Source organism: Sphingomonas yantingensis, assembly GCF_014199325.1.
In the GTDB taxonomy this organism is placed as follows: Bacteria; Pseudomonadota; Alphaproteobacteria; order Sphingomonadales; family Sphingomonadaceae; genus Sphingomonas; species Sphingomonas yantingensis.
Map to the genome: position 1 here is coordinate 160,983 of NZ_JACIJJ010000001.1, position 25,507 is coordinate 186,489.

A 25,507-nucleotide genomic window follows, 5' to 3' on the forward strand; every position below is an offset into this window, starting at 1 on the left:
ACCGATGAAGCGACTGATTGCACCCATCGCCGCCGGGGGCGCCGCGCTCCTCGCCGCGGCACCCGCTTTCGCCCAGACCGCGGCCGCCGCCGCGCCCGTGGTGCCCACCGCCGAGATGGTGAACAAGGGCGACGTCGCCTGGATGCTGTTCTCCTCGGCGCTCGTCCTGATGATGTCGGTGCCGGCGCTCGCGCTGTTCTACGGCGGCCTCGTCCGCGCCAAGAACATGCTGTCGGTGCTGATGCAGGTGCTGACGATCGTCTGCGTCGCCAGCCTGGTCTGGGTCGGCTGGGGCTATTCGATGGCGTTCACCAACGGCGGCGCGCTCAACAGCTTCGTCGGCGGCTTCTCCAAGATGTTCCTGAAGGGCGTCGATGCGACCACCTTCGCCGCGACGTTCACCAACGGCGTCTATCTGCCCGAATTGGTCTTCGTCATCTTCCAGATGACGTTCGCGTGCATCACCCCCGCGCTGATCGTCGGCGCGTTCGCCGAGCGGGTGAAGTTCACGCCGCTCATCATCTTCACGGTGATCTGGTTGACGCTGGTCTATTTCCCGATGGCGCACATGGTCTGGTATTGGCCGGGTCCGGACTTCCAGCCGGGGCTGCCCGACGATCACGGCCTGCTTTGGGGCTGGGGTGCGCTCGACTTCGCCGGCGGCACGGTCGTCCACATCAATGCGGGCATCGCGGGCCTCGCTGGCTGCATCGTCCTCGGCAAACGTCACGGCTACAAGTCCGAGCCGATGCCGCCGCACAGCCTGGTCATGACGATGATTGGCGCCTCGCTCCTCTGGATCGGCTGGTTCGGCTTCAACGCCGGCTCCAATCTCGAGGCAAATGCCGTCACCGCGGTCGCGTTCATCAACACCTTCGTCGCCACCGCGGCAGCGGGCGTCGTCTGGGCGGTGATCGAGCAGATCGTCCACAAGAAGCCGTCGCTGCTGGGTGGTGCCACCGGCGTCGTCGCGGGTCTCGTCGCGATCACCCCGGCAGCGGGCTTCGCCCATCCCGGCACGTCGATCGTGCTCGGTGCGGTCGCCAGCATCGTCTGCTTCTTCTTCGTCACCACCGTGAAGAACAAGTTCGGCTATGACGACACGCTCGACGTGTTCGGCGTCCACTGCGTCGGCGGGATCGTCGGTGCGATCGGCACCGGCATCGTCGCGGCCCCGTCGCTCGGCGGCCAGGGCGTGTTTGACTACAACGTCCTGCCCGCCGCATTCGACGCCTCGACCTATTCGATCGCGACGCAGGTCTGGACGCAGGTCAAGGCCGTCGCCTTCACGCTCCTCTATTCGGGCCTCATCAGCTTCGTTCTGTTCTTCGTCATCGACAAGGTGATGGGCCTTCGCCCCAGCCTCGAGGTCGAGGTCGAGGGCCTCGACATCAACGAGCATGGCGAGCGCGCCTACAACCTCTGACAAGCTTCGGGGCCGGTTCAGGGCCGGCCCCGTACCCAGGTTCCTCCTGCGGACCACTCTGGCCGGTGCAGCGATGCACCGGCCGTTTTTTCATTCAGACACTCGGGGCATTTCCCCGCGACGCCTTCAGCTCGTCGCGGATCTCGCGAAGGAGGATTACGTCGGCCGGGTCGGCGGCGGGCGCTGCGGTACCTTCGGCCTTCTGCTTTTCGAGGCGCGTCATCATCCGGTTGACGCTGCGCACCAGCAGGAAGACGATGAAGGCGAGGATCAGAAAGTTGATGACCACCGTCACGAACTGGCCGAAGCCGAGCAGCGGCGCGCCCGCCGCCTTGAGCGCCGCATAGTTGGAGAGCGACCCGGTATAGCCCGCGGGCACCGGCCCCAGCCGCAGGAAATAGCCCGAGAAATCGACCCCGCCGAAGATCGCGCCGATCACCGGCATGATGACGTCGTCGGTCAGCGACTTGGTGATGTTGCCGAACGCCGCGCCGATGATGACGCCGACCGCGAGGTCGAGCACGTTGCCGCGCGCGATGAACGCCTGAAAATCCTTGAGCATTGGCCTTGTCCCCTTGATCCCGTTAAAGGCGGCGCCAGCCTAACGACGATCAGCAAGGGTGGCGAGCCATGACCGACGACCCCTTCGACCGCGACAAGCCGGTCGAGACGATGTGGGCGGGCCGCTGGCTCGACATGAAACGGCGGGGGCGGTGGGAATATGTCTCGCGCACCGGCAACATCCACGCGGCGGTGATCCTGGCGGTCGAGGACGGCCATGTCCTGCTGGTCGAGCAGTACCGCGTGCCACTGGGCCGCAACTGCATCGAACTGCCCGCCGGGCTGGTCGGCGACGAGACCGAGGGCGAGAACCCGGTCGAGGCCGCGCGGCGCGAGCTGGAGGAGGAAACCGGCTGGCGCGCCGCCGTCATGGAGCCGGTGGGCGAGTTCTGGTCCTCCCCCGGCATGGCGTCGGAGGGCTTCACCCTGATGCGCGCGAGCGGGTTGACGCAGGTCGGGCCGGGCGGCGGTGTGGCGGGCGAGGGGATCACCGTCCACCGCGTGGCGCTGGATGCGCTTCCCGCGTTCGTGGCGACGAAGCGGGCGGAGGGGTGCGGGGTCGACGTGAAGCTGCTGACGCTGCTGGGGGCGGCGCTGCTTCGAGACGGAAGCCCACCCTGACCCTCATCGTCACCCCGGGGTCCCGCTGCCTGACGCTTGTAGAAGAGTGAGCGGGACCCCGCATCAAGCCTGTCCCGATCCTGTCGAAGGGTCCGGGGTGACGAGGAAGAACCGGGGCCCTCCCCGCCACGATCTCGCCAAGTGCCGGCAGTAGAGAACGCCGCTTGCGTAACGCCTTGGTATCTGTGAGCCTTGATGCATGCGAGTTGCGGCTCTTCCTGTGGCGATCTTGAGCGTTGCCGCTTGCAGTTCCCAGCCGGCGCGCATCACGGTAGGCCAGTGCTGGTCGGTTTCTGCAGGCGATCGGATAGAGGGAGCCGCCATACTCTACATCCCCTCGCCCTTTTCCTTTCACATCGGGCCGAAGCTGGGCGGCGGCGAAAACTGTCCCCGCTATCCGATCAGTCTCGTGAACCAGGCCGCCCGCGACGCGTATCGAGCTATCGACGGGGCAGACATCTCGCCGGAGCGGCGCGGCGCACCGCGCGAGATCTTCGTTCTGTTGACTGGGGCGGTCGTATCGGGGGATGATGGCAGTCCTGCCATCCGGGTCACGCGGCTCCGCCAGTCCGCCTTGGCGGACACCGAACCGAAACCGCACTGAGCGCCGCGCCGCGCCCGGCCGGGGCAAGACTATTCGTTCGTGATGATGGGTTAGGACACGCGGCCAGAGCTTGTATCGACCACGACCTAATGCCGTCGCCTCACCGCGGCCGCCTCCACAATTCCGCCGGCCGCGCCGTCCCCGCATACCGTTCCCGCCGCGCCGCCTGCACCCCCGCGCGCGCGATCCAGCGGAGCTTCTCCGCCCTGGTCGTGTGGACGCGGTGATCCCAGGCGTGGTCGCCGCGGCGGGCGACTTCGCGGGCGATGTCGCCGTATATGCCCGCCGCCGCCAGCACCGCCCAGGCTGAGCGCAGCGAGAGCGCAGGCGTGCCGCCGCGCGCGCTTTGCTCGTGCAGCGCCGCGCGCGTCGCCAGCCGCCGGGCGAGGACGGTGAGGCGCGAGCGGAAGGGCGGCTTCATGTGCTGGCCGGGCGGCACGTCCATTTCCGCCAGCCATTCCTGCGGCAGGTAGCAGCGGCCCGCACGGTCATCCTCCTCGATATCGCGCGCGATGTTCGCGAGCTGGAACGCGAGGCCGAGGTCGCAGGCGCGGTCAAGCGTCGCCTCGTCGGCCGGGTCGACGCCCATCACCACCGCCATCATGCACCCGACCGCGCCGGCGACATGGTAGCAATAGCGGTAGAGGTCGGCTTCGCTGCGCGGCTGCCACTCCTCGGCATCGAGGACGAAGCCGTCGATCAGGTCGTCGGCGAACCGCTGCGGCAGGCCCGTTTCGCGCACCACCACGTTGAGGCCGTCGAACGCCGGGTCGCCGGTGGGCTCGCCCCGGAACGCGGCATGGGTCAGCGCGCGAAGCTGCGCGACGCGGGCGGGGGCGTCCTCGACGCGGGACATGCCGTGGCCATGGTCCTGCCCGTCGGCCACGTCGTCGCACTTGCGGCACCACGCATAGAGCAGCCACGCGCGCTCACGCGTCGCCCGGTCGAACAGGGTGGAGGCGGCGGCGAAGCTCTTCGACCCGCGCGCGATCGACGCGCGGGCGGCGGCGACCAGCGCGGCGCGCTCGCTCACAGTTCCTCGCGCGTCATCCGCGTGATCGGCACGTGCGGGCGATAGGCGGCCATGCGTTCGAGCAGCCGGTCGAGGTCGCTGTCGACGATCAGGATGTCGCGGTGCTGCGGGCGCAGGAACCCGACCTCGGCCATACGATCGACGAAGGCGATCAGCGGGTCGTAGAAGCCCTGCCAGTTGAACAGGCCGACGGGCTTGGTGTGATAGCCGATCTGCGACCAGCTCATCGCTTCCCACAACTCGTCCATCGTGCCGGTGCCGCCCGGCAGCGTCAGGAAGCCGTCGGACAGGTCGGTGAAGCGCTGCTTGCGCTGGTGCATGCCCGTGACGGTTTCGAGGCTGGTGAGGCCGCGATGCGCGACTTCGGCATCGACCAGCGCCTGCGGGATGATGCCGATCACCTCGCCTCCCGCCGCCAGTGCCGCGTCGGCGACCGCGCCCATCAGCCCCAGCTTGCCGCCGCCATAGACGGTGCCGATGCCGCGGCCCGCCAGCGTCCGGCCGGTGAGCGCCGCGCACTCGATATAGGAGGGGTCGGCGGGGGTCGCCGACCCGCAATAGACCGCGATGCGGTTCATGACTTCGTCTTTCTCAATGGCTTGTCCGCGCCGCCGATAGGCCGATCAGCGTGGTTCCGCCAGCATCAGCTCCGCCGTCGCCTTCGCGCTGCCGACGACACCGGGGATGCCCGCGCCCGGATGCGTGCCCGCGCCGACGAAATAGAGGTTCGGGATATGATCGTCGCGGTTATGCGCGCGGAAGTATGCGCTCTGCGTCAGTACCGGCTCCAGGCTGAACGCGCTGCCCAGATGCGCCGACAGGTCGCGGGTGAAGTCGGCCGGCGTGTAGCTGAACTTGGTGACGATCCGGTCGTGGATGTCGGGGATCAGCCGGCGCCCCACCTCGTCGAGGATGCGGCGCTCGTAGGTTTCCTTGATCGCGTCCCAGTCGGCGGGGAACTTGCCCTGATGCGGCACGGGGGCGAGCGCGTAGAAGGTCGAGTGCCCCTCCGGCGCCATCGACGGATCGGTGACGGTCGGGTGGTGGAGATAGAGGCTGAAATCCTCCGACAGCACGCCGTGATCGTAGATGTCGGCGAGCAGCCCCTGATAGCGCGGGCCGAACAGGATCATGTGGTGCGGGATCCCCGGCCACGTGCCCTTCACCCCGAAATGCACGACGAACAGCGAGGGCGAGAACTTCTTGCGCTCCAGCTTCGCACCCGTCCGCTTGGCGCTGCGCGAGCCTGAAAGGAGGTCCTTGTAGCTGTGCATCAGGTCGGCGTTCGACGCGATCGCATCGACGTCGAGATGCCAGCCGCTCTTGGTCGTCAGCCCCGTCGCGCGGTCGCCCAGCGTCTCGATCGAGACGACCGGGTCGTCGAGGCGGATCGTGCCGCCCAGCCGCTCGAACTGGCGGACCATGCCCGCGACCAGCCGGTTGGTGCCACCCTTGGCAAACCAGACGCCGCCGTCGCGCTCCAGCTTGTGGATCAGCGCATAGATGCTCGACGTCTTCATCGGATTGCCGCCGACGAGGAGCGTGTGGAAGCTCAGCGCTTGGCGCAGCTTCTCGTTCTTCACGAACCCCGCGACGATCGAATAGACCGAGCGCCACGCCTGATACTTCGCCAGCGCGGGCGCCGCCTTCACCATCGATCCGAAGTCGAGGAACGCCTTCGACCCCAGCTTGACATAGCCTTCCTCGTACACGCCGCGCGAATAGTCGAGGAAGCGGGCGTATCCCTCGATATCGCCGGGATCGAGCTTGCCGATTTCCTGGCGGAGCACGGTATCGTCGTTGGTGTAGTCGAAATTGGTCCCGTCCGCCCAGTTGAGGCGATAGAAGGGATTGACCGCGACCAGCTCGACATCCTCGGCCATGTCGTGGCCCGACAGTGCCCAGAGCTCCTGCAATGCCTCCGGCGCGGTGATGACGGTGGGGCCGGCGTCGAAGGTGAAGCCGTCCTTTTGCCAGTAATAGGCGCGTCCGCCGGGCTTGTCGCGCGCCTCGACGATGGTCGTGGCGATGCCCGCCGCCTGCAGGCGGATGGCGAGTGCCAGCCCGCCGAAACCCGAACCGATGACCGCTGCGGTCTTCAAACCCTTGACTCCCTAATAGCCGCGATCGCGCGCCCGATGGGGACCGGCGGCTTGCCCGTCAGTACCCGTGCCTTGTCGAAGATGGTGGATTGCCCCGCATAGAACCTGCCGATCAACCCGGCATCGAGGCGGTAGAAGCGTTCGAGCACGCGCCAGCGATCCGCCGGATCGGCGGCGCGGAACAGCATCGCGGTGAGCATCCGATAGAAGCCGCGCGACGCCCAGGTGGCGGCGGCATGGTCGTGCGTCGTGTCGTGCAGCGCCGCGCCCGCATAATCGCGGGCGCGCGCCAGCATCGAGGCGGTGCGCACCGCATCGGGCAGCGAATAGCCGGTCAGCGGATGGAACAGCCCTGCGCGCATTCCCGCCTTGGCCACCCCGCGCCCGCCCGACAGCCAGTAGCTTTCGAAATCGCCGCCCCACACGACGGGGAGCGCCCCGCGTTCGGCCCGCGCGACGCGTTCGACTTCCCACCCGCGCGCGGCGGCATAGGCGGCGATGCGGCCGTCCAGCGCGCGGTCGTCGATGTCGGGGGTGTCGCTGTAATAAGTGTCCTCGACGAACATCCGGTCGGGCGCGAAGGGCAGGCAATAGACGAAGCGATAGCCGTCGATCTGTTCGACCGACGCGTCCATCACCATCGGCCGCGGGGCACCGTGATCGGCAGTCAGCACCAGTTCCTGCCCGATGAACTTTTGCCACCCCATGACGAGGTGAGACACGTCGCCCGGCCCGCGGCAGTCGATGACGCCGTCCGCCTCGATCCGGTCGCCGTCGGCGAACACCACCGCGGTCGCGCTGGCAGCCAGCACCTTGCGCCCCAGCATCAGCGCGCGCTCGGGCAGCCGCTTTCGCACCACCGCGTCGAGCCGGTCGGATTCGATCGAATTGTAGCGCGCCGCGATCGCACGGCCGTGCCGCGGGAAGCGGACATTGTAGCTGTCCCAGCGATGCACGATCAGCGGCTCGACCAGCCAGCGATCCTCGCGCGCGATGTCGTGGTCGAAGAACGACCAGAGGTGATTGCCCCCCACCGATCCCGCACCGTCGATCAGCCGGATTTCCAGCCCCGGCCGCCGCTCCGCCAGCGCCAGCGCGATCAGCCCGCCGGCAAGGCCTGCGCCGACGATCGCGACGTTGCAACGATGGGTGGAGGCCATGTCCCTCGACTAGCGGGGATCGGGGGGAGTGGGAAGGGGATGCGCGGACTCAGCGTCCCTCGCCGAAGCGAATGGTGGTGACCGGGCGGTTGCCGTCCGGCGAAGCCTCATCGATCCACACCAGCGCAAAGGCGCGGGTTCCCGCCGCATAGGCGAAGCCGTGTCGTCCGCCACCCAGTCGGTCGGTGAATCCGGCGACGGGCTCCCATCCCGCTTCCTGGGCGCGCGCGTCGTACCAGCGCGTGACCGCGGCGAAGTCGGTGCCGGCCGGTGCGACCAGATTGCGCTCCTGTCCGCCGCCGAAACGCGGCCGCAACAGGTCCTGCGCCGCCGCCGCCGCGCGATTGTCGGCAGAGGCGATGGCATCGCCGAACGCATATTCCGCGGGCTGGACGATCGGCGCGGGGGGATCGGGCAGGGTCATGGGCACCTTATCCGTGCAGCCGGCGGCAAGGATCAAGAGGAGGGGCCATCGGCCGGCCCGCATCAGGGCTGGGCGTTCCGGCGCACGCGGTCGACGGCATCGCCGAACGCGCTCTCCGCCTTGTCGCCGACCGCAACCTCGCGGTCGAAGGGCGCGTCGGGATCGTTCGCGACCGAGGGGAGGGCCGCGCTTTCCAGTCGCTGGGCGGGCTCGAGCTTGGGGTTGTCGATCGCCGCTTCGACCGCCTTGTTCAGCCATTCGCCGCCCGCGCCCGTGATCGCGCCGCCGACCGGCCCGGTAGCGGCGCCGACGATCGCGCCGACCGATTTGAGCATCGCGGTCACGTTGTCCTGCTGCCCCTTGATCCCGTCGGCTTGCGCCGCGGCGCCGGCATAGGCGGCACCCACGAAATAGCCAAGCGCGGCGGCGTTCTCGCGACGGTCGGTGCCGTCGGGGGCCTTCACCGTCTGGTTGAGCCGGGCGACCGGGTCCTGCGGCCGAGTCGTGGCGTCGTTGCCGAGTTGCAGGCGGGCCATCTGCTCGCCGAGCGTGTCGGCCTTGTCACCCTCGAACATCTGCTGGGTATAGGCCGACAGCGCCGAGCCGGCGCGCGTCTCGCTGTTGGTTTCGAGTTCGTGGACGACGCCCGTCGTGTCGCTGTCGATCAGCTTGGTCAGGCTGTCGCGCACGTCGCCCAGTGCTTCGCCGCGGTCGATCGAGTTGACGCCCAAACTGATGCCCGGCGTGTCGCGAATCGTGCGAAGCTCGGTCGCGCCGGCATCGAAGACGCGCGCCTTGAGATCGGGATTCGAAATCGATGCCGCCGCGTCCATCACCCCGCGGAACCGCGCGGTGTCGAAGCCGGTGACGACGCCGCCCTGGCTGTAGTGGCTGGTCTGGTCGATGCCGGTCCGGGTCACCGCGCTCAGCGCCGCGGGATTGGCGGCGAGGTGGCGGAATGCCGCCTCTGCCTGTCCGCCGCGCAGCGAGCCGAGCACGGTCCCGATCGCTGCTGCGTCGCCGTCGACCTCGCGGCTCCAGCTCCCGCCGATGTTGACCCCCGACAGGCCCTTGCCATCGCTCGCCTCGCTGGTGAGCTGTTTGATGAAATCCACCTTCTGAGCGGCCGACGCGTGCGTCGCCACGGACGACGCGAATTCACCGGCAAGGTCGAAGCCACCTTCGCCCGACTTCGATCGCTCGAACGCGTTCGACACCGCGGCAAGGTTCGATCCGGTCAGCTTGCCGGCCAGATCGTTGAACAGGTCGCGCCGTTCGCCATCGGTATAGCCGCCATTGCCGAACCAGGTGCCGTCGACACCCTCCGACGCGAGCTTGTCGAGCTGGCCGCTCTTTTCCATCTCGGCGACGACGGCATTGGCGTCGGCGGCGTTCAGCGATTTGAGCGTCGCGGCCGCGGCGTTCACGTCGCCGTGCGTGACCGGGTTCAGAAACCCCGACTCGAGCCGGCCACGCACATCGTCATAGGCGTTTTGCTGGACGGGCGTGAGGGACATGGCGGACGCTCCTGATACCGTGATGTCCCCGTTCTACGCACTGCAATCTGTCGGTTCGATAATCGGATCGACTAGGTGTGGACGCGCAGCCGGCCGCCGGCTTCAACGCCGCACGTAAAGCGGCTAGACGAGCCCGATGAACGCGCTAGCCGCCATCCTCCTGTCCGCCGCCGCGATGACGGCGATCGTCGGCGTCCGCTACATCATCACCTCCGGCGCGTTCGCGCTCGCCACACGGGCGACGCGGCCGGGCCTGTATGTCGGCCTCGACAAGCAGATCGGGCGGGAGATCAAGTGGAGCCTCGCCTCCGCCGCGATCTATGGCGTGCCGGCGGGGGTCGTCGCCTGGGGCTGGCGCGAGCATGGCTGGACGCAGATCTACGAGGACGTGGGCGCCTATCCGCTCTGGTACCTGCCGGTTTCGGTGTTCCTTTACCTCTTCGCGCACGACACTTGGTTCTACTGGACGCATCGCTGGATGCACCGGCCCAAGCCCTTCAAGGCCGCGCATGCGGTCCATCACGCCAGCCGCCCGCCCACTGCCTGGGCGGCGATGGCGTTCCATCCGATCGAGGCGCTGACCGGCGCCGTGGTAATTCCGCTACTGGTCTTCGCAATTCCGATCCATGTCGCCGCACTGGGCTTGGTCCTGGCGATCATGACGCTTATGGGTGTGACCAACCACATGGGGTGGGAGGTTTTCCCGAAGTTCATGGTGGAGGGGCCGCTGGGCCGCTGGCTCATCACGGCCAGCCATCACCAGCGCCATCATGAGCGCTACGGGTGCAATTACGGGCTTTATTTCCGGTTCTGGGACCGGGTGTGCGGGACCGATGACGGTTTGGGTAACTTCGATGCGGCGGCTCGCCGCGCTCGCGCCGCTGGCGCTGCTGGTCGGCGCCTCGCCGGTCGCGACGCTCAAGGTTGACGTCGATGCGCTGCGCAATGCGCGCGGCGTCATTCGCCTCTGCCTGACCGCGGTCGCCAGCAACTTCCCGACGTGCGAGGACGATGCGCGCGCGGTCGCCCGCTCGGTGCCCGCCAGCCAGCGCAGCCTTGCCTATGACGGTCTGCCGCCCGGCGGCTATGCCGTGGCGATCATCCATGACGAGAACGGCAACGGCAAGCTCGACACCTTTGCCGGGATCCCGCGCGAGGGGTTCGGCTTCTCGCGCAATCCGCGCATCGCCTTCGGCCCGCCGCGCTTCGACGCGGCCCGCTTCACGGTGCAGCAGGGCGGCGAGGAACAGAGGATTCGCATGCGCTACATGTTCTGAACGGACCTAAACGGAACCGGAGACGTTTCGCGGCTGAAAGCTTCGGAGTTCCGTCACTTGCGCATCCTTCTCGCCGCCGCGCTGTCGCTCGGCCTCGCTTCCCCCGCCTTTGCCCAAGATACCGCGCCCGCGCCGGTCGACACCCCGCCCTCGACCGATCCGCAGGGCGATTTCGCGATCGTCGGCGTCGGTGTCGGCCTGCTTCCGGATTACGAGGGGTCGGGCGATTACAGCGTCTCGCCCGTGCCCGCCGCGATCGGTCAGGTTTCGGGCTATCGCTTCATCCTGGCGGGCAACCGCGTCAGCGTCGACCTCATCAAGGACGGCTACGGTCCGACCTGGGACGTGCAGGCGGGACCGATCGGCGTCGTCAATTTCAACCGCAACAGCCGCGATGCGATCGACAACCCCCAGGTCGCGCTGCTCGACGAACGCGGCACCGCGATCGAGCTCGGCGGCTATGTCGGCATCGGCAAGACCGGCGTCATCACCAGCGATTACGACCGCTTCTCCGCGACCGTCAGCTATCGCTACGACGTGGCGGGCGTGCATTCAAGCGGCATCCTGACGCCGACCGTCACCTATACGACGCCGCTGTCGACCAAGGCGCTGGTCGGCCTGTTCGCCTCGGCCGAGTTCGTCGAGCGCGGCTATGGCCGTACCTATTTCAGCGTCACCCCGGCCGAGAGCGCGCGCTCGGGCCTGCCCATCTATACCGCGGGCGGCGGGTTCAAGAACTGGGGCATCGGCGCCGTGGGCATGCGGTCGCTGACCGGCGATTTGACCGGCGGGCTCCAGCTGGTCGGCGGCGTGGTCTATCGCCGGCTCTCGGGCGACTTCGCCGATTCGCCGCTGACCCGCGTCGGATCGCCCAACCAGTGGATCGGCGCGCTCGGGCTTGCCTACAGCTTCTGAGCGCTTTGATGGCGGCACCGGCCCGCTCGCCCGCCCGACCACCCATTCAGGATATGCTGTGGGGGGGCCGGGTGGGGGAGCGGGCCGGTGCCGCACCATCCGCCTGAGCGGATCCAAAGAAGCACCGCTCCAGACACCCGACGGACGGTACATCGTCGTCCGCGGGCGGCTGTGGCGGCGGAGCAATCCTGCGCTGCCGGAGGCGGAGCGGCAGGCGCTCGTCAACGAACTGATGGACGCCCGCCGCGCCGTTCGCGATGCCGCCGACGAAGCGATGACCCGCGCGGCTCGTGCGCGGGTACAGGCGGCCAAGGTGGCGCTTGGCGAGCGCGGGCCGGTCTGGTGGGATGACGGCGCGCCCGATCTCAACCGCCACATGGTGCGGAATACGCCCTATGCCGACTGGTTCGCCTCGCTTGCGGGCGACCCGTGAAGCGCCTACACCCATGCCATCCCCGGGGGACCGCTGACGCAGCGGTTGAGAGGGTGGCCGCAGCCACCGACCCGCTGAACCTGATCCGGCTGACACCGGCGTAGGGAGGGAGCGGCCCCGCCAATGAGGTCCGTTTCCTCCGCATGGAGTGGAACTGACAATGGCCGATATCCCCGCCCGCACCGAACTCAAGGTCACGACCGGCCCCATCCGCGGGAGCCGCAAGATCCATGTCGGGCCGCTCAAGGTCGCGATGCGCGCGATCGACCTCGAACCCTCGTGCGGAGAGCCGCCGCTCAACGTCTATGACACCAGCGGGCCGTACAGCGACCCGAACGCGCGCATCGACATCATGGCAGGGCTGCCCGAGATCCGCCGGGACTGGATCCGCGATCGCGGCGATGTCGAGGAAGTCGACCAGCGCGAGGTGCGGCCAGAGGATAACGGCCAGCTCGGCCCCGACCGCTCGGGCGGAGTCCAGCCCTTCCCCAACGTCCGCCGCCGTGTGCTACGCGCGAAGCCCGGCGCGAATGTCAGCCAGATGCACTATGCCCGCCGCGGCATCGTCACGCCCGAGATGGAATATGTCGCGACCCGCGAGAATCTGGGCCGCGAGATGCTGCGCGAGTACGTCCGCGACGGCGAGAGCTTCGGCGCGGCGATCCCCGACTATGTGACGCCCGAGTTCGTCCGCGACGAAGTGGCGCGCGGCCGCGCGATCATCCCGAACAACATCAATCACCCCGAATCCGAGCCGATGGCGATCGGCCGCAATTTCCTGGTCAAGATCAACGCCAATATCGGCAATTCGGCGGTCGCGTCGGACGTGGCGCAGGAAGTCGACAAGCTGGTCTGGTCGATCCGCTGGGGCGCGGACACGGTGATGGACCTGTCCACGGGGCGCAACATCCACGACACGCGCGAGTGGATCCTGCGCAACTCGCCCGTGCCGATCGGCACGGTGCCCATCTATCAGGCGCTCGAAAAGGTCGGCGGCATCGCCGAGGAGCTGACCTGGGAAATCTTCCGCGACACGCTGATCGAGCAGGCGGAGCAGGGGGTGGATTACTTCACCATCCACGCCGGCGTCCGGCTGCCCTACATCCCGATGACGGCGAAGCGCGTCACCGGCATCGTCAGCCGGGGCGGCTCGATCATGGCGAAATGGTGCCTCGCGCACCACAAGGAGAGCTTCCTCTACGAGCGGTTCGACGAGATCACCGAGATCATGAAGGCGTACGACATCGCCTATTCGCTCGGCGACGGCCTGCGCCCCGGCAGCATCGCCGACGCCAATGACGAGGCGCAGTTCAGCGAGCTCTACACGCTCGGCGAACTGACCAAGCGCGCCTGGGCGCAGGACGTGCAGGTGATGATCGAGGGCCCCGGCCATGTGCCGATGCACAAGATCAAGGAGAATATGGACAAGCAGCTGGAGGCGTGCGGAGAGGCGCCCTTCTACACGCTTGGGCCGCTCACGACCGACATCGCGCCCGGCTACGACCACATCACCAGCGGCATCGGCGCGGCGATGATCGGCTGGTACGGCACGGCGATGCTCTGCTACGTCACGCCCAAGGAGCATCTGGGCCTGCCCGACCGCGACGACGTGAAGGTGGGCGTGGTGACGTACAAGCTCGCCGCCCACGCCGCCGACCTCGCCAAGGGCCACCCGGCCGCCAAGCTGCGCGACGATGCGCTGAGCCGCGCACGGTTCGAGTTCCGCTGGCGCGACCAGTTCAACCTGTCGCTCGATCCGGAAACCGCCGAGCAGTATCACGACCAGACGCTGCCCGCCGAGGGCGCCAAGACCGCGCATTTCTGTTCGATGTGCGGGCCGAAATTCTGCTCGATGAAGATCACGCAGGAAGTGCGCGACTTCGCCGCCAAGCAGAATCAGGAAGCGACGACCTTTATCGCCGCCGAAGAGGCCGAGGCCGGCATGGCCGCGATGAGCGAGGCGTATAACGAGGGCGGCCGCGAGCTCTATATCGGCGCCAACGGCCGCGAGCACGACTGAGGCGATCCCGCCGCCGCTCGGGAAGAGCGGCGGCGGGCCGTCATCGGGTCAGCGCGGCGCCTTCGTCTCGCCGAACAGGTCGGCGGTCATCAGCTTGTCCCAGACCTTCACGAAATCGCGCACGAAGCGCGCTTCGCCGTCGGCGGCGGCATAGACTTCCGTCACCGCGCGCAGCTGGTTGTTTGCGCCGAAGATGAGGTCGTAGCGCGTCGCCTCGTACTTCGCCTCGCCCGAGGCGCGGTCGTTGAGCGTAAAGCGGTGCCCCGCCTCGTCGGTCTTCGCCCACACATAGTCGGTGCTGGTCACGACCTTGAAGAAGTCGTTGGTCAGCGTCTCCGGCCGGTCGGTGAACACCCCCGCCTTGCCGCCGTCCCAGTTGGCACCGAGCGCGCGCAAGCCGCCGGTCAGCACCGCCCATTCGGGGGTGCTGAGCCGCAGCAGCGCCGCCTTGTCGAGGAACAGCTGCTCGGGCGCGACGCGGCCCTGCGTCACCGCCTCGAAATGCTCGTCGGTATAGTTGCGGAACCCGTCGACGACGGGGCGCAGCCATTCGAAGCTGTCGGCGTCGGTCAGTTCGTCGGTCGTGTCGCGCCGGCCCGGCGTAAACGGCACGGGTGCGGTATGGCCCGCCGCCGCCGCCGCATCCTCGACCGCCACGACGCCGCCTAGCACGATCAGGTCGGCAAGCGAGACGCGCTTGCCGCCCGCCGCCTGCCCGTCGAACTCGGCCTTGAGCGCCTTCAGCCGTTCGATCACCGGGACCGTCCGCGCATTGACCGCCCAGTCCTTTTGCGGCGCGAGCGCGAGGCGCGCGCCGTTGGCGCCGCCGCGCTTGTCGCTGTCGCGATAGGGGATCGCCGCCGACAGCGCGGTAAAGGCGAGATCGGAGATCGACAGGCCGGCATCACGGATCGACTGCTTCAGCGCCGCCACGTCGCCCCCGTCGATCAACGCGTAATCGCGCTCGGGGATCGGGTCCTGCCAGAGCAGGTCGGGGGCGATCGTCGCCTCCGGCCCGATGTACCGCTCGCGCGGCCCCATGTCGCGGTGGGTGAGCTTGTACCACGCCTTCGAGAACTGTTCGGTGAAATAGTCGAAGTCGCTCATGAACCGCTGGCAGATCTCGCGGTACACTGGGTCGACCTTGAGCGCGATGTCGCTGGTCATCATCATCAACGGGTGCGTCTTGCCCGGGATGTGCGCGTCGGGGGTGCGCGGCGCGTTCTTGTCCACCGGCGTCCACTGGAGCGAGCCGGCGGGGCTGCGCGTCTGCTCCCATTCATGGCCGAACAGGTTTTCCATATAGCTGTTGTCCCAGCGCGTCGGGTCCTGCGTCCAGCTGCCCTCGATGCCGTTGGTCATCGTGAACTCGGCGTTGCCGGTCCCTTCCGGGTTGTGCCAGCCGAGGCCGGCGGCCTCCAGCGGGGCCATTTCGGGCGGCGCACCGATGCGGTCGGGCTTCACCATGCCATGGCTCTTGCCGAAGGCGTGGCCGCCGGCGATCAGCGCCACCGTTTCCTCGTCGTTCATCGCCATGCGGGTGAAGGTGATGCGGATGTCCCGTGCCGACGCCTCCGGATCGCCGTTGCCGTAGGGGCCTTCGGGGTTGACGTAGATCAGCGCCTGATGCGACGCGGCCAGCGGATGTTCGAGGTCGTAGTCGGCATCGCCGTTCTGTCCCCGCCAGCGCTTGTCGCGCATCGTCATCGAATCGAACGATTCGATGTGGTGCGGGTCCCAAACCTCCGGTCCCCAGTAGGTTGCGTCGTCGGCGATCCACGCATCCTCACGCCCGCCGGCATAGCCGTGCGTCGGCAGGCCCATGATCTCGAGCGCGCAATTGCCGGTCAGGACGATCAGGTCCGCCCAGGACAGCGACGCGCCGTACTTGGCCTTGATCGGCCAGAGCAGGCGGCGCGACTTGTCGATATTGCCGTTGTCCCACCAGCTTTCGATCGGAGCGAAGCGCTGCATGGCCTCCCCCGCGCCGCCGCGCCCGTCGGCGATGCGATAGCTGCCCGCCGAATGCCACGACATGCGGATCATCTGCGGCCCGTAATTGCCGTAATCCGACGGCCACCACTCGACCGAGCTGGTCAGGAACGCCTTAATCTCGGCCTTGAGCGCGTCGAGGTCTATCTTCGCAAAGGCGGCCGGGTAGTCGAAGTCACCGAGCGGATTGGCCGCAGGGGCGTTGCGCGCGAGCAGTTCGACGCGCAGTCGCTCGGGATACCACTGCGCCAGCGTCGGCGGGGTCCCCTCGGTCCCACCGATCCGATCGCCGCCGAAGGGGCATTTGCCAGCAAGCGCGTCCTTGTACGTCTTCATGTCATCGTCTCTTTCGGCTTCGGGGGGGATAGGGGCGGCCATGCGGTAGAGATAGGCGCGGATACGGTCGCAGCAGGACCTAGGCCAAAGCCCAGTCCGCGACGAAGGCCATGGGAAAATCACGGCTTTCACGTGGGTTGGTAAAGCATACCGCACAAAGCGATCGGGTTCCCGGCGGCAGCATGCGGAAATAACGCCGTATGTTCTTTGTAGATCCGGCACGCGAAAACTCGGTGCGACAGCGTGACGTGCGCGCCGGGGGTGGGTCAATCAGCGAAGGAGACATCCGATGCAGCAGAAGAACCCGCAAAGCCCGGCGTTCATCCTCGAGCGCCGTGACGAGATGGCGCAGGCTGCGGCGAGGGGCTTTTTCGGCGTCCGCCACGGCCTCGCGCTCGATCGCGATCAATCGGGCCACCGGCGCTATCACTTCATCTACGAAGACCTGTTGATGTGAGCGGAGACCGGTAATGCGTAAGATCACCCCGCAGCAGCGCAACGCGCTGATCGCCGCCGTCGTGCTGTTCATCGTCATCTGGATCTGCGTCATCGCGTTTCGCGTGACGCTGATGTCGTCGGACACGCCGGTCCGGTCGTTCACCTGATGGCGAAGCGCGTCGCCATCGTCGGGGCGGGGATGGCCGGGCTCGCCTGCGGCGAGGCGCTGGCCGTGGCGGGGATCCGTCCGGCGATTTTTGACAAGGGCCGACGGCCGAGCGGGCGGCTGGCGAGCCGCACGATCGAGGTCGGCGGCGTCGCCTATGCCTTCGATTACGGCGCGCAGTACATGACGGCACGCGCGCCCGGCTTTGTCGAGCGGCTGCGCGCTTGGGAAGCGGCGGGCGTGGCTGCGCCCTGGCCCGCGGCCGGGCCGGATGCGTGGGTGGGGACGCCATCGATGGACGCCCCGCTCGCCGTCATGGCGGGCCGACTGGACGTCCACTGGTCGGCGCAGGTCGAACGGATCGAGCGCGCGCCCGATGGCTGGCACTTGAGGATTGGGGATGTCGTGGTGGGGCCGTTCGACGAACTCGTCCTCGCCCTTCCCGCCGAGCAGGCGGAAGCGATGGCCGCGTCGGCGAGCCTCGCCCTCGCGGCGTTGGCCCGGGCGAACCGCTCACAGCCCTGCTGGACGGCCCTGCTCGCGTTCGAGCGGCCCACCGGCGCACCGCCGATGCTGGAGGGCGACGCCGTGATCGACGTGGCCGTCCGCAATCCTGCCAAGCCCGGCCGCGCCGATGGCGAGGCGTGGACGGTCCATGCCGACGCCGACTGGTCCGCGCGCCATCTGGGGGCATCGCGGGACGAGGTCGCCCGCCGCCTGACCGACGCGCTCGCCGCGCGTCTCCCGAGCCTGCCCGCGCCCGTTCATGCCAGCGCGCATCGCTGGCGCTACGCGCGGTCCGCGGCGGGGGGGCTGGGGCACTGGCGGGACGACGCGGCCCACCTCACCGCGTGCGGCGACTGGCTAATCGCGCCTCGGGTCGAGAGCGCCTGGCTATCGGGGACCGAAGCGGCCGAGGCGATCCTCGCGCGCTAGCGTCGGAAATGGTGCCCCTGGCCGGACTCGAACCAGCATGCCTTGCGGCGTTCGATTTTGAGTCGAATGCGTCTACCATTTCGCCACAGGGGCAGCGGCGACGGACCTAGGCGATGCGGCGGGGGCGGGCAAGCCCCGGCCCGCTATCCAAGAAGCAGGCTGACGCGCGCGCCGGCATGGCGTTCGAGCCGGCCGGCGAGTTCGAGTTCGAGCAGCACCGTTTGCACGATCGCGGGGGACAGGCCCGACTGGCGGATCACCTCGTCGATCGCGGTGGGGACGGGGCCGAGCAAGCCGGTGACGGCGGCTCGCTCGCGGTCGCTCGCATCCTCGGGCGGCGGCGCGCCCCAGGCTTGCGTTGGCGAGCGCAAAGCGCGCAGGTCGATGGGGCGGAGCAGTTCGAGCACGTCGGCCGCGGTCTGGATCAGCGTCGCGCCCTCGCGGATCAGCGAATTGCACCCCTGTGCGCGCGGGTCGAGCGGGCTGCCGGGGACGGCCATCACCTCGCGCCCCGCCTCCGCCGCCAGCCGCGCGGTGATGAGCGAACCGGAGCGCGGCGCTGCCTCCACCACCACCGTCCCTTGCGCGGCGCCGGCGATGATGCGGTTGCGCTGGGGGAAGAAGCGCGCGAGCGGCTGCGTGCCCGGCGGCTGCTCGGCGATCAGCAGCCCCTCCTCGGCGATTCGCGCCTGGAGGCCTTCGTTTTCGGGTGGGAAGGCGATGTCGATGCCGCTGGCGATCACGCCCACGGTGCCGTTGGCGATCGACCCCTGATGCGCGGCGGTGTCGATGCCGCGGGCGAGGCCCGAGACGATCGTGACGCCCGCCTGTCCCAGTTCCTGTGCCAGCCCGCGCGCGAAGCGGCAGGCAGCGGCCGAGGCGTTGCGAGCGCCGACCATCGCCGCGCTCGGCCGGGCGAGCAGCGACAGGTCGCCGCGAACGATCAGCACGACGGGGGCGCCGTCCGCCTCCGCCAATAAAGCGGGATAATCGGGATCGCCGGTCAGGCAGTGGCGCGCGCCCGCTTTGGCCACGCGGCGGATCTCATCGTCGATGCGGCGGGGGTCGGCGGGCTCGATCGGCTTGCCGCCGCCGCGCGCGGCAAGCGAGGGGAGTGCCTCGAGCGCCGCGGTCGCGGTGCCGAAGCGGGCGAGGAGTGCGGCATAGCCGACCGGCCCGACCCGGTGCGTGCGCGCGAGCCGAAGCCGCGCGCGACGCTCCGCATCATCCACGCTTGCCGCTGCCGATGCGCGGTTCGGTGCCGCTGGCGAGGCGATCGATATTGGCGCGATGCTTCCAAAGGACGATGAGCGCGAGCGCGAGCAGGACGAGGACGATGTCGAACCGCTGGAACCACGCCGCCGCGACGGGCGCGCTGACCGCGGCCGCCATGCCGGCGACCGAGGAAATGCGGACGAGCGCGAGCAGCCCGAGCCAGACGACGGCATAGACCGCTGCGACCGGCGGGCTGAGCGCGAGTGCGATGCCCATCAGCGTCGCCACGCCTTTGCCTCCGTTGAAGCGCAGCCAGACCGGATAGCAGTGACCGATGAACGCCGCGGCGCCCGCGACGGGGGCGAGGCCAGGCCAGATCGCCGCGACGATCCACACCGCCGCCGCGCCCTTCAGCGCGTCGAGCAGCAATGTCGCCGCCGCCAGCCCCTTGCGCCCGGTGCGCAGCACGTTGGTCGCGCCGATATTGCCCGAGCCGATCTGGCGCAGGTCGCCCGCGCCCGCCATCCGCGTCAGGATCACGCCGAACGGGATGCTGCCCAGCAGATAGCCGATCAGCAGCGCGGCCACGGGCGGCAGCCAGAGGATCTCGGTGGTCAAGTCGCGTGCCCCATTTGTACCGCCTTTAGGGCAGGGCGGACCGTCTGCGCAACGATCTCGATCAGTCGGGGTCCGAACCCGACCGGTTGTCCGCTAGCGTACACAGGCCTAATCGCTCGGCGATGAGCGACGCACGGCCGATCCTGTTCTTCGATTCGGGCGTGGGGGGCCTGTCGGTGCTCGCGCCGACGCGGGCGCTGCTGCCCGCCGCGCCGATCGTCTATGCCGCGGACAACGCGGGCTTTCCCTATGGCACGAAGAGCGAGGCGGAGATCGCCGCGCGTGTGCCCGCTTTGCTCGGGCGGCTTGTCGAGCGGGTGCGGCCGCGGCTGGTCGTGATCGCGTGCAACACCGCCTCGACGATCGCGCTGGCGGCGGTGCGCGGGGGGCTCGACCTGCCCGTCGTCGGCACGGTGCCCGCGATCAAACCCGCCGCCGAAATGAGCAAGACGCGCGCGATCGGCGTGCTTGGGACCGAGGCGACGGTGCGACAGCCCTATGTCGACGACCTCGCCCGGCGGTTCGCCGCCGACTGCATTGTCGTGCGGCACGGATCGGCGGCGCTGGTGGCACTGGCCGAAGCGGAGTTGGCGGACGAGCGGCAGCCGGACGAGGCCTATGCCGCGGTGCTGGCGGGGCTGCTCGATCAGCCGGGGGGCGAGCGGATTGACGTGGTGGTCAACGCGTGCACGCATTTCCCGCTGGTCGCCGACCGGCTGGCGGCGGCGGCACCGCGCCCGCTCGACTTCGTCGATGGCGGGCCGGGGATCGCGCGGCGCATCGCCCATCTGACCGAGGGGCAGGCCTGGCCCGATGCCGCGGTGCCGGGGCGGGCGATCTTCACCCGCCTCGACGACCATGCGCGTGCCCTCACGCCGGCCGTGGCGCGATACGGGCTGGAAACGATCGAGGCGCTCTAGCGCTTGAAGATGACCGCTGGCAGCCGCAGCGCCGCGAACATCGCCGCCGCCAGTAAGGCAGCGAAGGCGGCGGCCGCGGGATACAGCCCCGCCAGCCGCGCATCCGCCCCGTCGCCCGCGGTGAAGTACGCAGCACCGATCAGGGCGACGCCTGCCGCGCCGCCGATCTGCTGCGCGGTCTTGAGCGTCGCCGAAGCCGCCCCCGCCTGCGCCCGGTCGACGTCGGAGACGATCACCGGCGGCAATGGCCCGGCGAGCATCCCCATGCCGAGCCCCGTCAGCGCGAGCAGCGCCATCGTCAGCGGATCGCGCGCATCGCCGCCCGCGACGCGCAGCAGAACGGCAGTGCCCGCCGTCGCCATCACGATCGCGCCCGCGACCAGGAGCTTGCGCCCCAGCCGCGGCAGGAAGCGGCGGCCGACGACGCTGATCCCCGCCATGACGCCGACGCTGAAAGGCACATGCGCGAGCGCCGCGTGAAGCGCGGAGTAGCCGAGCCCCTGTTGCAGCGCGACCGCGAAGACGAGGAGGAACCCGGCCGACGCCGCCGAAAAGGCGAGGATCGCGACGAGGCCCCAGAAGAAGGTGGGCAGCGAGAACAGCGCGGTGGCGATGACCGCGGAGCCGTGCGTCGCCTCGCGCCGCTTCGCATGGCGCCAGCCGATCGCGATCAGCGCCGTGCCGACCGCCAGCGCCAGCAAGGTGAGCGGCGGCCAGCCGCGCTCCGGCCCCTCGATCAGCGCGGCGAGCAACGCGGCGAACCCGGCCATGAAGATGCCCGCCCCGATCAGGTCGATGCGGATCGAAGCCTCCGACTTCAGCGGCGGGACGAATCGCCATGCCGCTGCTAGCGCCACCGCGCCGATCGGCAGGTTCACGAGGAAGATCGCACGCCAGCCGAGCCCCATCACGTCCGCCTCGATCAGCAGCCCGCCCGCGATCGGCCCGAGGATCGCCGCCAGCCCGCCCAGCACGCCGAACCATGCGAGCCGTGCGACGCGCTCGAGCGGCGTGTAGAGCAACTGCACGATCGACATGACCTGCGGCGCCATCAGCGCGCCAGCGGCCCCCTGGATCAGGCGCGCCGCGACGAGCTGGTCCGGCGTGCGCGAAAGGCCGCACAGGCCCGACGCCACGACGAATGCGGCGATGCCGACCATGAACATCCGCCGATAGCCGAAGATGTCGCCCATTCGCCCGCCGATCAGGAGGAGCGAGCCGAGGCCGAGGAAATAGGCCGCCGCGATCCATTGCATCGCGATGTCGCCCGCGCCCAGGCCGCGCCGGATCTGCGGCAAGGCGGTGTTGACGATCGTCGCATCGGCGATCTCGACCACGAAGGCGATCAGCACTGTCACGAACGCGAGCGTGCGGCGCCAGTCGCTGCGCCCGGCCCCTGCCGGCGCGGCTTCGATGGTCGACACGGGCGGCTCCCCCTCCGCTAAAATAGAATATTGCTTCTACTATTGACGTCGATCGACTAAGCGTCAAGCATCAGCGGCAAAATGACGCGTGGGGAGAGGCGAGTTGACGAGCGAGACGGGCGTGCGGCGACCGGGGCCGGCACAGGGACTGACGGTCATCATCGCGGGTTTCCTGCCGATCCTGGCGATCGTGTCGATGTTCCCGGCGGTGCCGGCGATGATCGGGCATTTCTCGGCCGACCCCAATGCGGGGTGGAAGGTGCCGGCGATGGTGTCGGCGCCGGGACTGACGATCGCGATCGTCGCGCTGTTCGCGGGCGTGCTGGTCGACCGGTTCGGGCGGCGGCGGCTGCTGCTCGCCGCGACATTGGTCTACGGGCTGTTCGGCGCGATGCCGTTCCTCCTCGAATCGCTCGACGCGATCTATGCATCGCGCCTTGCCCTGGGCGTGGCGGAGGCGGTGATCCTGACGACGCTCAACACGCTGATCGCGGATTACTGGGCAGAGGACGGCCGGCGCAACTGGCTGACGTTGCAGGGGCTGGTGGGGCCGGCGCTGTCCTCGGTGATGATCTTCTTCGCCGGCAGCCTCGCGGCATGGCGGTGGAACGGCATCTTCCTCCTCTACCTCGTCGCCTTCCCGATCTTTCTCGCGATGCTGCGCTGGATGTATGAGCCGGAAAGCGACGCGACCGCGCGGCGGATGCTGGGGATGGACGAGGATCGGTCGGGCTCGCGATTCCCGTGGCCGACCGTCATTTCGATCGGTGCGCTGACGCTGTTCGCCTCGGCGCTCTACTACGTCTTCATCATCAATGGCGGGCTCGTCTGGAAGGAACTGGGCGTCGCCGACCCGCATGAGATCGGCCAGATCAGCGCATTGCCGACGCTGTTCATCCTCGTCGGCGCGGTGATCTTCTGGTGGACGGGCAAGCGCGGCTTCTCCTCGCGGGTGCAGATCGCGACGTTCCTCGGCATCCTCGGCGCCGGCCTCGCGATCATCGGGCTGGCGACCGACTGGCGCTGGATGATCGCGGGGATGGCGGTGCAGCAGACGGGGGCAGGCATGGCGATCCCGTCGCTGATTGCCTGGGCGCAGTCGAAACTGCCCTTCGCGCATCGCGGGCGCGGCATGGGGGTATGGACCGCCTGCTTCTTCTTCGGCCAGTTCAGTTCGCCGCTGCTCGTCAATCTCGTCTCGCGCTTTACCGGCACGATGCAGGGCGCGTTCCTTGTGGCCGGGATGCTGGGGATGATCGGGGCGGTGGTCGTGCTGGCGCTTCTGGGTCGCCGCGACGCGGCAGTGCTGGTGGGCGCGCCGGCATGAGGGCGCTGCTGGCGCTCACCGCGATCCTCGCTGCCACGCCCGCCGCGGCGCAGGAGCGGACCTTCACCGAGATCGAAGCGCCGCCGCAGCCGGGCGAGGTGGTGATCGGCGATCCGAAGGCGCCGAATCGCGAGCAATGGATGCTGCGTGACGGCTCCATCGACGTACGCAACGTCACCCGCGCGACGCTGACCCCGGTGCTGCCGGTCGGTCCCGGCAGCGGCGCGGCGGTGATCGTCGCGCCGGGCGGCGGCTTCCTCGGCCTCGCCATCGAGGAAGAGGGGTGGAAGGTCGCGCGCTGGCTCGCCAATCACGGCATCGCCGCGTTCGTGCTCAAGTACCGTATCCTGCCGACGCCGCGCGACAACGCGGTGTTTCAGGACAGCCTCGCGCGGGCGATGCGCGGCGAGAGGACCGGCGTCGCCCCGCCCGACGATACCCCGGCCGAGGCGCTGGCGGACGGCATCGCGGCGCTGCGTTATTTGCGCGGTCATGCGGGCGAGTATCGCATCGATCCGAAACGCGTGGGTTTCATGGGCTTTTCCGCGGGCGGCTTCCTGACGCGCAGCGTCGTGGCGGAGGGCGGGGCCGACAAGCCCGACTTTGCCGCGCCGATCTATCCGAACATGAAGCCGCTTAAGGTGCCGGCCGACGCGCCGCCGATGTTCGTGACGATCGCCGTCGACGACTTCCTGCTCCAACGTGCTGGCGGTTTCGGCCTGATCGACAGCTATCGCGCGGCGGGCAAGTCGATCGAGTTTCACCTGCTTGCCGATGGCGGCCACGGCTTCGGCCTCGGCAAACCGGGGACGGGGAGCGAGGGGTGGATCGAGCGGTTCTACACCTGGCTTGGCATCCGCGGCTTCCTGAAAGCCCGCTCGTGAAGCGCGCACTGCTGTCGCTGGCGCTGCTCGGTGCCGCGCCGCCGCCGGACAACCGGGCCATCGTCGCCGACTTCGCGCGGTTGTTCTATTTCGAGCGCGACGTGAAAGCAGCGTTCAATCGCTATGTCGTGTCCGATTATGTCCAGCACAATCCGGGCATTCCCGACGGCCGCGCCGCCGCGGTCGCCGCACTCGCGCCGATGTTTTCGCAGCCGGGCCGCGTGTTCGCGATCAAGCGCATCCTGGTCGACGGCGACATGGCGGTGATCCACATCCACGCGATTCCGACGCCTGGGTCGCGCGGCGCATCGGTGTTCGACATGTACCGGCTCAAGAACGGCCGGATCGTCGAGCATTGGGACGCGATCCAGCCCGTGCCCGAACAGGCGAGGAACGCTCACCCGATGTTCTAGCTCTCAGCGCGAGGTGGTGAGGTATGCCAGCACCATCTCCGCCAGCTCGACGCGCAACAGGCCGAACGCCGCCGCGTCCGCGCCCTCGGCGGTCGAGCCGAGGCTCAGGTGTCGCGCCATCGTCGCGAAGATGATGTGGAACGCCGCCAGCGCCTTCGCCTCCGGGTCGGTCGCGGCCATTTCGGCGCGGTAGTGAAGCATCGCCTTGACCGCGGTCTGGGCGCTCTGTGCTGCGGTCGCCTTGCCGGGTGCGGACACCGCCGGATCGAACGAGGCGCGCTGCATGACGAGGCGCAGCATCGGCGCGTGTTCGGCCAGAAGTTGCGAATAGCGTTCGATATAGGCGGGCACGAACGCGGCGAGGGTCGGCGACTCGGCCCGTACCGCGGCGAGCATGTCGGTTTCGGACGAGATGATCCCCTCCAGCGCCTCGGCGATCACCGCGTGGATGAGGTTATCCTTGCTCTCGAAGCGCAGGTAGATCGAGCCGATCGACACCGCCCCGCGCTCGCTCACGTCCTGGAGCGTGAACTCCTCGCTCGCGCGCTCGAGCATCAGCTCGCGCGTCGCCACGAGCATCCGTTCGAACGATTCCTTGCTGCGCCCCTGACGCGGCTGACGCGAGACGGCGGAGGCGGCGAGCTTTGCGGTGGCGGCGAGGCTGGAAATGGCAGTTGACATGGCCACGACGTTGAAACAAATAAAAACAGAACGTCAATTCTAATTCATCTGCCGTCTCACGTTT

27 protein-coding genes, 1 tRNA gene and 1 riboswitch are annotated in these 25,507 nt (G+C 68.7%); of the genes, 15 read left to right on the top strand and 13 right to left on the bottom strand.

What is annotated here, in order from left to right; translation table 11 throughout:
* The first annotated feature begins 4 nt into the window (after positions 1-4).
* A complete protein-coding gene (locus tag FHR19_RS00805; protein WP_184023335.1) occupies positions 5-1,426 on the top strand; it encodes an ammonium transporter in 1,422 nt (473 codons plus the stop codon).
* 94 nt (positions 1,427-1,520) lie between these two features.
* Here the strand turns inward: FHR19_RS00805 and mscL are convergent, their stop codons facing one another.
* The gene (gene mscL, locus FHR19_RS00810; RefSeq protein ID WP_184023337.1) at positions 1,521-1,988 is read right to left on the bottom strand and encodes a large conductance mechanosensitive channel protein MscL; all 468 of its coding nucleotides are present in this window, start codon (positions 1,986-1,988) and stop codon (positions 1,521-1,523) included.
* Between the two features lie 68 nt (positions 1,989-2,056).
* On the opposite strand from mscL, the gene FHR19_RS00815 reads away from it, so the two are divergent.
* Positions 2,057-2,608, top strand: a complete 552-nt coding sequence (locus FHR19_RS00815) for an NUDIX hydrolase (protein ID WP_184023338.1) — start codon at positions 2,057-2,059, stop codon at positions 2,606-2,608.
* Positions 2,609-2,828: 220 nt separating this feature from the next.
* Positions 2,829-3,212 (top strand): hypothetical protein, encoded by a 384-nt coding sequence (locus FHR19_RS00820; protein WP_221228337.1) that lies wholly within the window; start codon positions 2,829-2,831, stop codon positions 3,210-3,212.
* Between the two features lie 100 nt (positions 3,213-3,312).
* On the opposite strand, the gene FHR19_RS00825 is transcribed toward FHR19_RS00820, so the two are convergent.
* The 6 genes from FHR19_RS00825 to FHR19_RS00850 are packed head-to-tail and all read right to left on the bottom strand — an operon-like array spanning position 3,313 to position 9,448.
* Positions 3,313-4,227, bottom strand: coding sequence for a phytoene/squalene synthase family protein (locus FHR19_RS00825; RefSeq protein WP_221228366.1), 915 nt, complete (start codon positions 4,225-4,227; stop codon positions 3,313-3,315).
* Positions 4,228-4,241: 14 nt separating this feature from the next.
* Positions 4,242-4,823: an LOG family protein gene (locus FHR19_RS00830; RefSeq protein ID WP_184023341.1), complete on the bottom strand. Its 582-nt coding sequence runs from the start codon at positions 4,821-4,823 to the stop codon at positions 4,242-4,244.
* Positions 4,824-4,868: 45 nt separating this feature from the next.
* Positions 4,869-6,347, bottom strand: coding sequence for a phytoene desaturase (locus tag FHR19_RS00835; RefSeq protein ID WP_184023342.1), 1,479 nt, complete (start codon positions 6,345-6,347; stop codon positions 4,869-4,871).
* Positions 6,344-7,507 carry a lycopene beta-cyclase CrtY gene (gene crtY / locus FHR19_RS00840; RefSeq protein WP_184023343.1) on the bottom strand — a complete coding sequence of 388 codons (1,164 nt, stop codon included), beginning with the start codon at positions 7,505-7,507 and terminating at the stop codon, positions 6,344-6,346. Before crtY ends, FHR19_RS00835 begins: the two co-directional genes overlap by 4 nt.
* A 49-nt stretch (positions 7,508-7,556) precedes the next feature.
* Complete coding sequence (locus FHR19_RS00845; RefSeq protein ID WP_184023344.1) at positions 7,557-7,967, bottom strand: hypothetical protein; 411 nt, start codon at positions 7,965-7,967, stop codon at positions 7,557-7,559.
* 26 nt (positions 7,968-7,993) lie between these two features.
* A complete protein-coding gene (locus FHR19_RS00850; protein WP_184023346.1) occupies positions 7,994-9,448 on the bottom strand; it encodes a hypothetical protein in 1,455 nt (484 codons plus the stop codon).
* 136 nt (positions 9,449-9,584) lie between these two features.
* On the opposite strand from FHR19_RS00850, the gene FHR19_RS00855 reads away from it, so the two are divergent.
* The 5 genes from FHR19_RS00855 (at position 9,585) to thiC (ending at position 14,093) form a co-directional block, all read left to right on the top strand.
* A complete protein-coding gene (locus FHR19_RS00855) occupies positions 9,585-10,376 on the top strand; it encodes a sterol desaturase family protein (protein ID WP_184023348.1) in 792 nt (263 codons plus the stop codon).
* Positions 10,303-10,725, top strand: coding sequence for a DUF2141 domain-containing protein (locus FHR19_RS00860; RefSeq protein WP_184023350.1), 423 nt, complete (start codon positions 10,303-10,305; stop codon positions 10,723-10,725). Before FHR19_RS00855 ends, FHR19_RS00860 begins: the two co-directional genes overlap by 74 nt.
* Before the next feature lie 57 nt (positions 10,726-10,782).
* Positions 10,783-11,640, top strand: coding sequence for a MipA/OmpV family protein (locus FHR19_RS00865; RefSeq protein WP_184023352.1), 858 nt, complete (start codon positions 10,783-10,785; stop codon positions 11,638-11,640).
* Between the two features lie 103 nt (positions 11,641-11,743).
* The gene (locus tag FHR19_RS00870) at positions 11,744-12,073 is read left to right on the top strand and encodes a hypothetical protein (protein ID WP_184025686.1); all 330 of its coding nucleotides are present in this window, start codon (positions 11,744-11,746) and stop codon (positions 12,071-12,073) included.
* Positions 12,074-12,086: 13 nt separating this feature from the next.
* Positions 12,087-12,197: riboswitch (TPP riboswitch) on the top strand.
* A 36-nt stretch (positions 12,198-12,233) separates the two neighbouring features.
* On the top strand, positions 12,234-14,093 hold the full coding sequence (gene thiC / locus FHR19_RS00875; RefSeq protein ID WP_184023354.1) for a phosphomethylpyrimidine synthase ThiC: 1,860 nt from the start codon (positions 12,234-12,236) through the stop codon (positions 14,091-14,093).
* A 48-nt stretch (positions 14,094-14,141) separates the two neighbouring features.
* Here the strand turns inward: thiC and katG are convergent, their stop codons facing one another.
* A complete protein-coding gene (katG, locus tag FHR19_RS00880) occupies positions 14,142-16,421 on the bottom strand; it encodes a catalase/peroxidase HPI (protein ID WP_184023356.1) in 2,280 nt (759 codons plus the stop codon).
* 289 nt (positions 16,422-16,710) lie between these two features.
* Between katG and FHR19_RS00885 the strand changes: the two genes are divergently transcribed.
* The 3 genes from FHR19_RS00885 to FHR19_RS00890 are packed head-to-tail and all read left to right on the top strand — an operon-like array spanning position 16,711 to position 17,961.
* Entirely contained in the window at positions 16,711-16,878 is a 168-nt protein-coding gene (locus tag FHR19_RS00885) for a hypothetical protein (protein WP_184023358.1), read from the top strand.
* 13 nt (positions 16,879-16,891) lie between these two features.
* The gene (locus tag FHR19_RS17815) at positions 16,892-17,026 is read left to right on the top strand and encodes a hypothetical protein (protein ID WP_281375627.1); all 135 of its coding nucleotides are present in this window, start codon (positions 16,892-16,894) and stop codon (positions 17,024-17,026) included.
* Positions 17,026-17,961, top strand: a complete 936-nt coding sequence (locus FHR19_RS00890) for an NAD(P)/FAD-dependent oxidoreductase (protein ID WP_184023360.1) — start codon at positions 17,026-17,028, stop codon at positions 17,959-17,961. Before FHR19_RS17815 ends, FHR19_RS00890 begins: the two co-directional genes overlap by 1 nt.
* A gap of 9 nt (positions 17,962-17,970) precedes the next feature.
* Here the strand turns inward: FHR19_RS00890 and FHR19_RS00895 are convergent.
* From FHR19_RS00895 to plsY, 3 genes are all read right to left on the bottom strand, one after another.
* Positions 17,971-18,054, bottom strand: a tRNA-Leu gene (locus tag FHR19_RS00895).
* A gap of 50 nt (positions 18,055-18,104) precedes the next feature.
* Entirely contained in the window at positions 18,105-19,193 is a 1,089-nt protein-coding gene (gene dprA / locus FHR19_RS00900; protein WP_184023362.1) for a DNA-processing protein DprA, read from the bottom strand.
* Entirely contained in the window at positions 19,186-19,794 is a 609-nt protein-coding gene (gene plsY / locus FHR19_RS00905) for a glycerol-3-phosphate 1-O-acyltransferase PlsY (protein ID WP_184023364.1), read from the bottom strand. Before plsY ends, dprA begins: the two co-directional genes overlap by 8 nt.
* 122 nt (positions 19,795-19,916) lie before the next feature.
* Here plsY and murI point away from each other — a divergent pair, with 122 nt between their 5' ends.
* Entirely contained in the window at positions 19,917-20,714 is a 798-nt protein-coding gene (gene murI / locus FHR19_RS00910) for a glutamate racemase (RefSeq protein ID WP_184023366.1), read from the top strand.
* On the opposite strand, the gene FHR19_RS00915 is transcribed toward murI, so the two are convergent.
* A complete protein-coding gene (locus FHR19_RS00915; protein ID WP_184023368.1) occupies positions 20,711-22,138 on the bottom strand; it encodes an MFS transporter in 1,428 nt (475 codons plus the stop codon). The two genes, murI and FHR19_RS00915, sit on opposite strands and share 4 nt — an antisense overlap.
* 103 nt (positions 22,139-22,241) lie before the next feature.
* Here FHR19_RS00915 and FHR19_RS00920 point away from each other — a divergent pair, with 103 nt between their 5' ends.
* The 3 genes from FHR19_RS00920 to FHR19_RS00930 are packed head-to-tail and all read left to right on the top strand — an operon-like array spanning position 22,242 to position 24,762.
* Positions 22,242-23,465, top strand: a complete 1,224-nt coding sequence (locus tag FHR19_RS00920; protein WP_184023370.1) for an MFS transporter — start codon at positions 22,242-22,244, stop codon at positions 23,463-23,465.
* Positions 23,462-24,349 carry an alpha/beta hydrolase gene (locus FHR19_RS00925; protein WP_184023372.1) on the top strand — a complete coding sequence of 296 codons (888 nt, stop codon included), beginning with the start codon at positions 23,462-23,464 and terminating at the stop codon, positions 24,347-24,349. The genes FHR19_RS00920 and FHR19_RS00925 overlap by 4 nt, the downstream gene beginning before the upstream one ends.
* Positions 24,346-24,762, top strand: a complete 417-nt coding sequence (locus FHR19_RS00930) for a nuclear transport factor 2 family protein (RefSeq protein WP_184023374.1) — start codon at positions 24,346-24,348, stop codon at positions 24,760-24,762. Before FHR19_RS00925 ends, FHR19_RS00930 begins: the two co-directional genes overlap by 4 nt.
* A gap of 3 nt (positions 24,763-24,765) precedes the next feature.
* Here FHR19_RS00930 and FHR19_RS00935 read toward each other — a convergent pair whose 3' ends face one another.
* Positions 24,766-25,443 carry a TetR/AcrR family transcriptional regulator gene (locus FHR19_RS00935; protein ID WP_184023375.1) on the bottom strand — a complete coding sequence of 226 codons (678 nt, stop codon included), beginning with the start codon at positions 25,441-25,443 and terminating at the stop codon, positions 24,766-24,768.
* Positions 25,444-25,507: the final 64 nt, after the last annotated feature.

What these genes read in the sequence shown, in the direction of transcription:
- FHR19_RS00805 (WP_184023335.1), top strand. Translation starts at nt 5, where the DNA reads ATGAAGCGACTGATTGCACCCATCGCCGCCGGGGGCGCCGCGCTCCTC.
- mscL (WP_184023337.1), bottom strand. Translation starts at nt 1,988, where the DNA reads ATGCTCAAGGATTTTCAGGCGTTCATCGCGCGCGGCAACGTGCTCGAC.
- FHR19_RS00815 (WP_184023338.1), top strand. Translation starts at nt 2,057, where the DNA reads ATGACCGACGACCCCTTCGACCGCGACAAGCCGGTCGAGACGATGTGG.
- FHR19_RS00830 (WP_184023341.1), bottom strand. Translation starts at nt 4,823, where the DNA reads ATGAACCGCATCGCGGTCTATTGCGGGTCGGCGACCCCCGCCGACCCC.
- crtY (WP_184023343.1), bottom strand. Translation starts at nt 7,507, where the DNA reads ATGGCCTCCACCCATCGTTGCAACGTCGCGATCGTCGGCGCAGGCCTT.
- FHR19_RS00850 (WP_184023346.1), bottom strand. Translation starts at nt 9,448, where the DNA reads ATGTCCCTCACGCCCGTCCAGCAAAACGCCTATGACGATGTGCGTGGC.
- FHR19_RS00855 (WP_184023348.1), top strand. Translation starts at nt 9,585, where the DNA reads ATGAACGCGCTAGCCGCCATCCTCCTGTCCGCCGCCGCGATGACGGCG.
- FHR19_RS00860 (WP_184023350.1), top strand. Translation starts at nt 10,303, where the DNA reads ATGCGGCGGCTCGCCGCGCTCGCGCCGCTGGCGCTGCTGGTCGGCGCC.
- thiC (WP_184023354.1), top strand. Translation starts at nt 12,234, where the DNA reads ATGGCCGATATCCCCGCCCGCACCGAACTCAAGGTCACGACCGGCCCC.
- katG (WP_184023356.1), bottom strand. Translation starts at nt 16,421, where the DNA reads ATGAAGACGTACAAGGACGCGCTTGCTGGCAAATGCCCCTTCGGCGGC.
- FHR19_RS00885 (WP_184023358.1), top strand. Translation starts at nt 16,711, where the DNA reads ATGCAGCAGAAGAACCCGCAAAGCCCGGCGTTCATCCTCGAGCGCCGT.
- FHR19_RS17815 (WP_281375627.1), top strand. Translation starts at nt 16,892, where the DNA reads ATGCGTAAGATCACCCCGCAGCAGCGCAACGCGCTGATCGCCGCCGTC.
- FHR19_RS00890 (WP_184023360.1), top strand. Translation starts at nt 17,026, where the DNA reads ATGGCGAAGCGCGTCGCCATCGTCGGGGCGGGGATGGCCGGGCTCGCC.
- murI (WP_184023366.1), top strand. Translation starts at nt 19,917, where the DNA reads ATGAGCGACGCACGGCCGATCCTGTTCTTCGATTCGGGCGTGGGGGGC.
- FHR19_RS00925 (WP_184023372.1), top strand. Translation starts at nt 23,462, where the DNA reads ATGAGGGCGCTGCTGGCGCTCACCGCGATCCTCGCTGCCACGCCCGCC.
- FHR19_RS00935 (WP_184023375.1), bottom strand. Translation starts at nt 25,443, where the DNA reads ATGTCAACTGCCATTTCCAGCCTCGCCGCCACCGCAAAGCTCGCCGCC.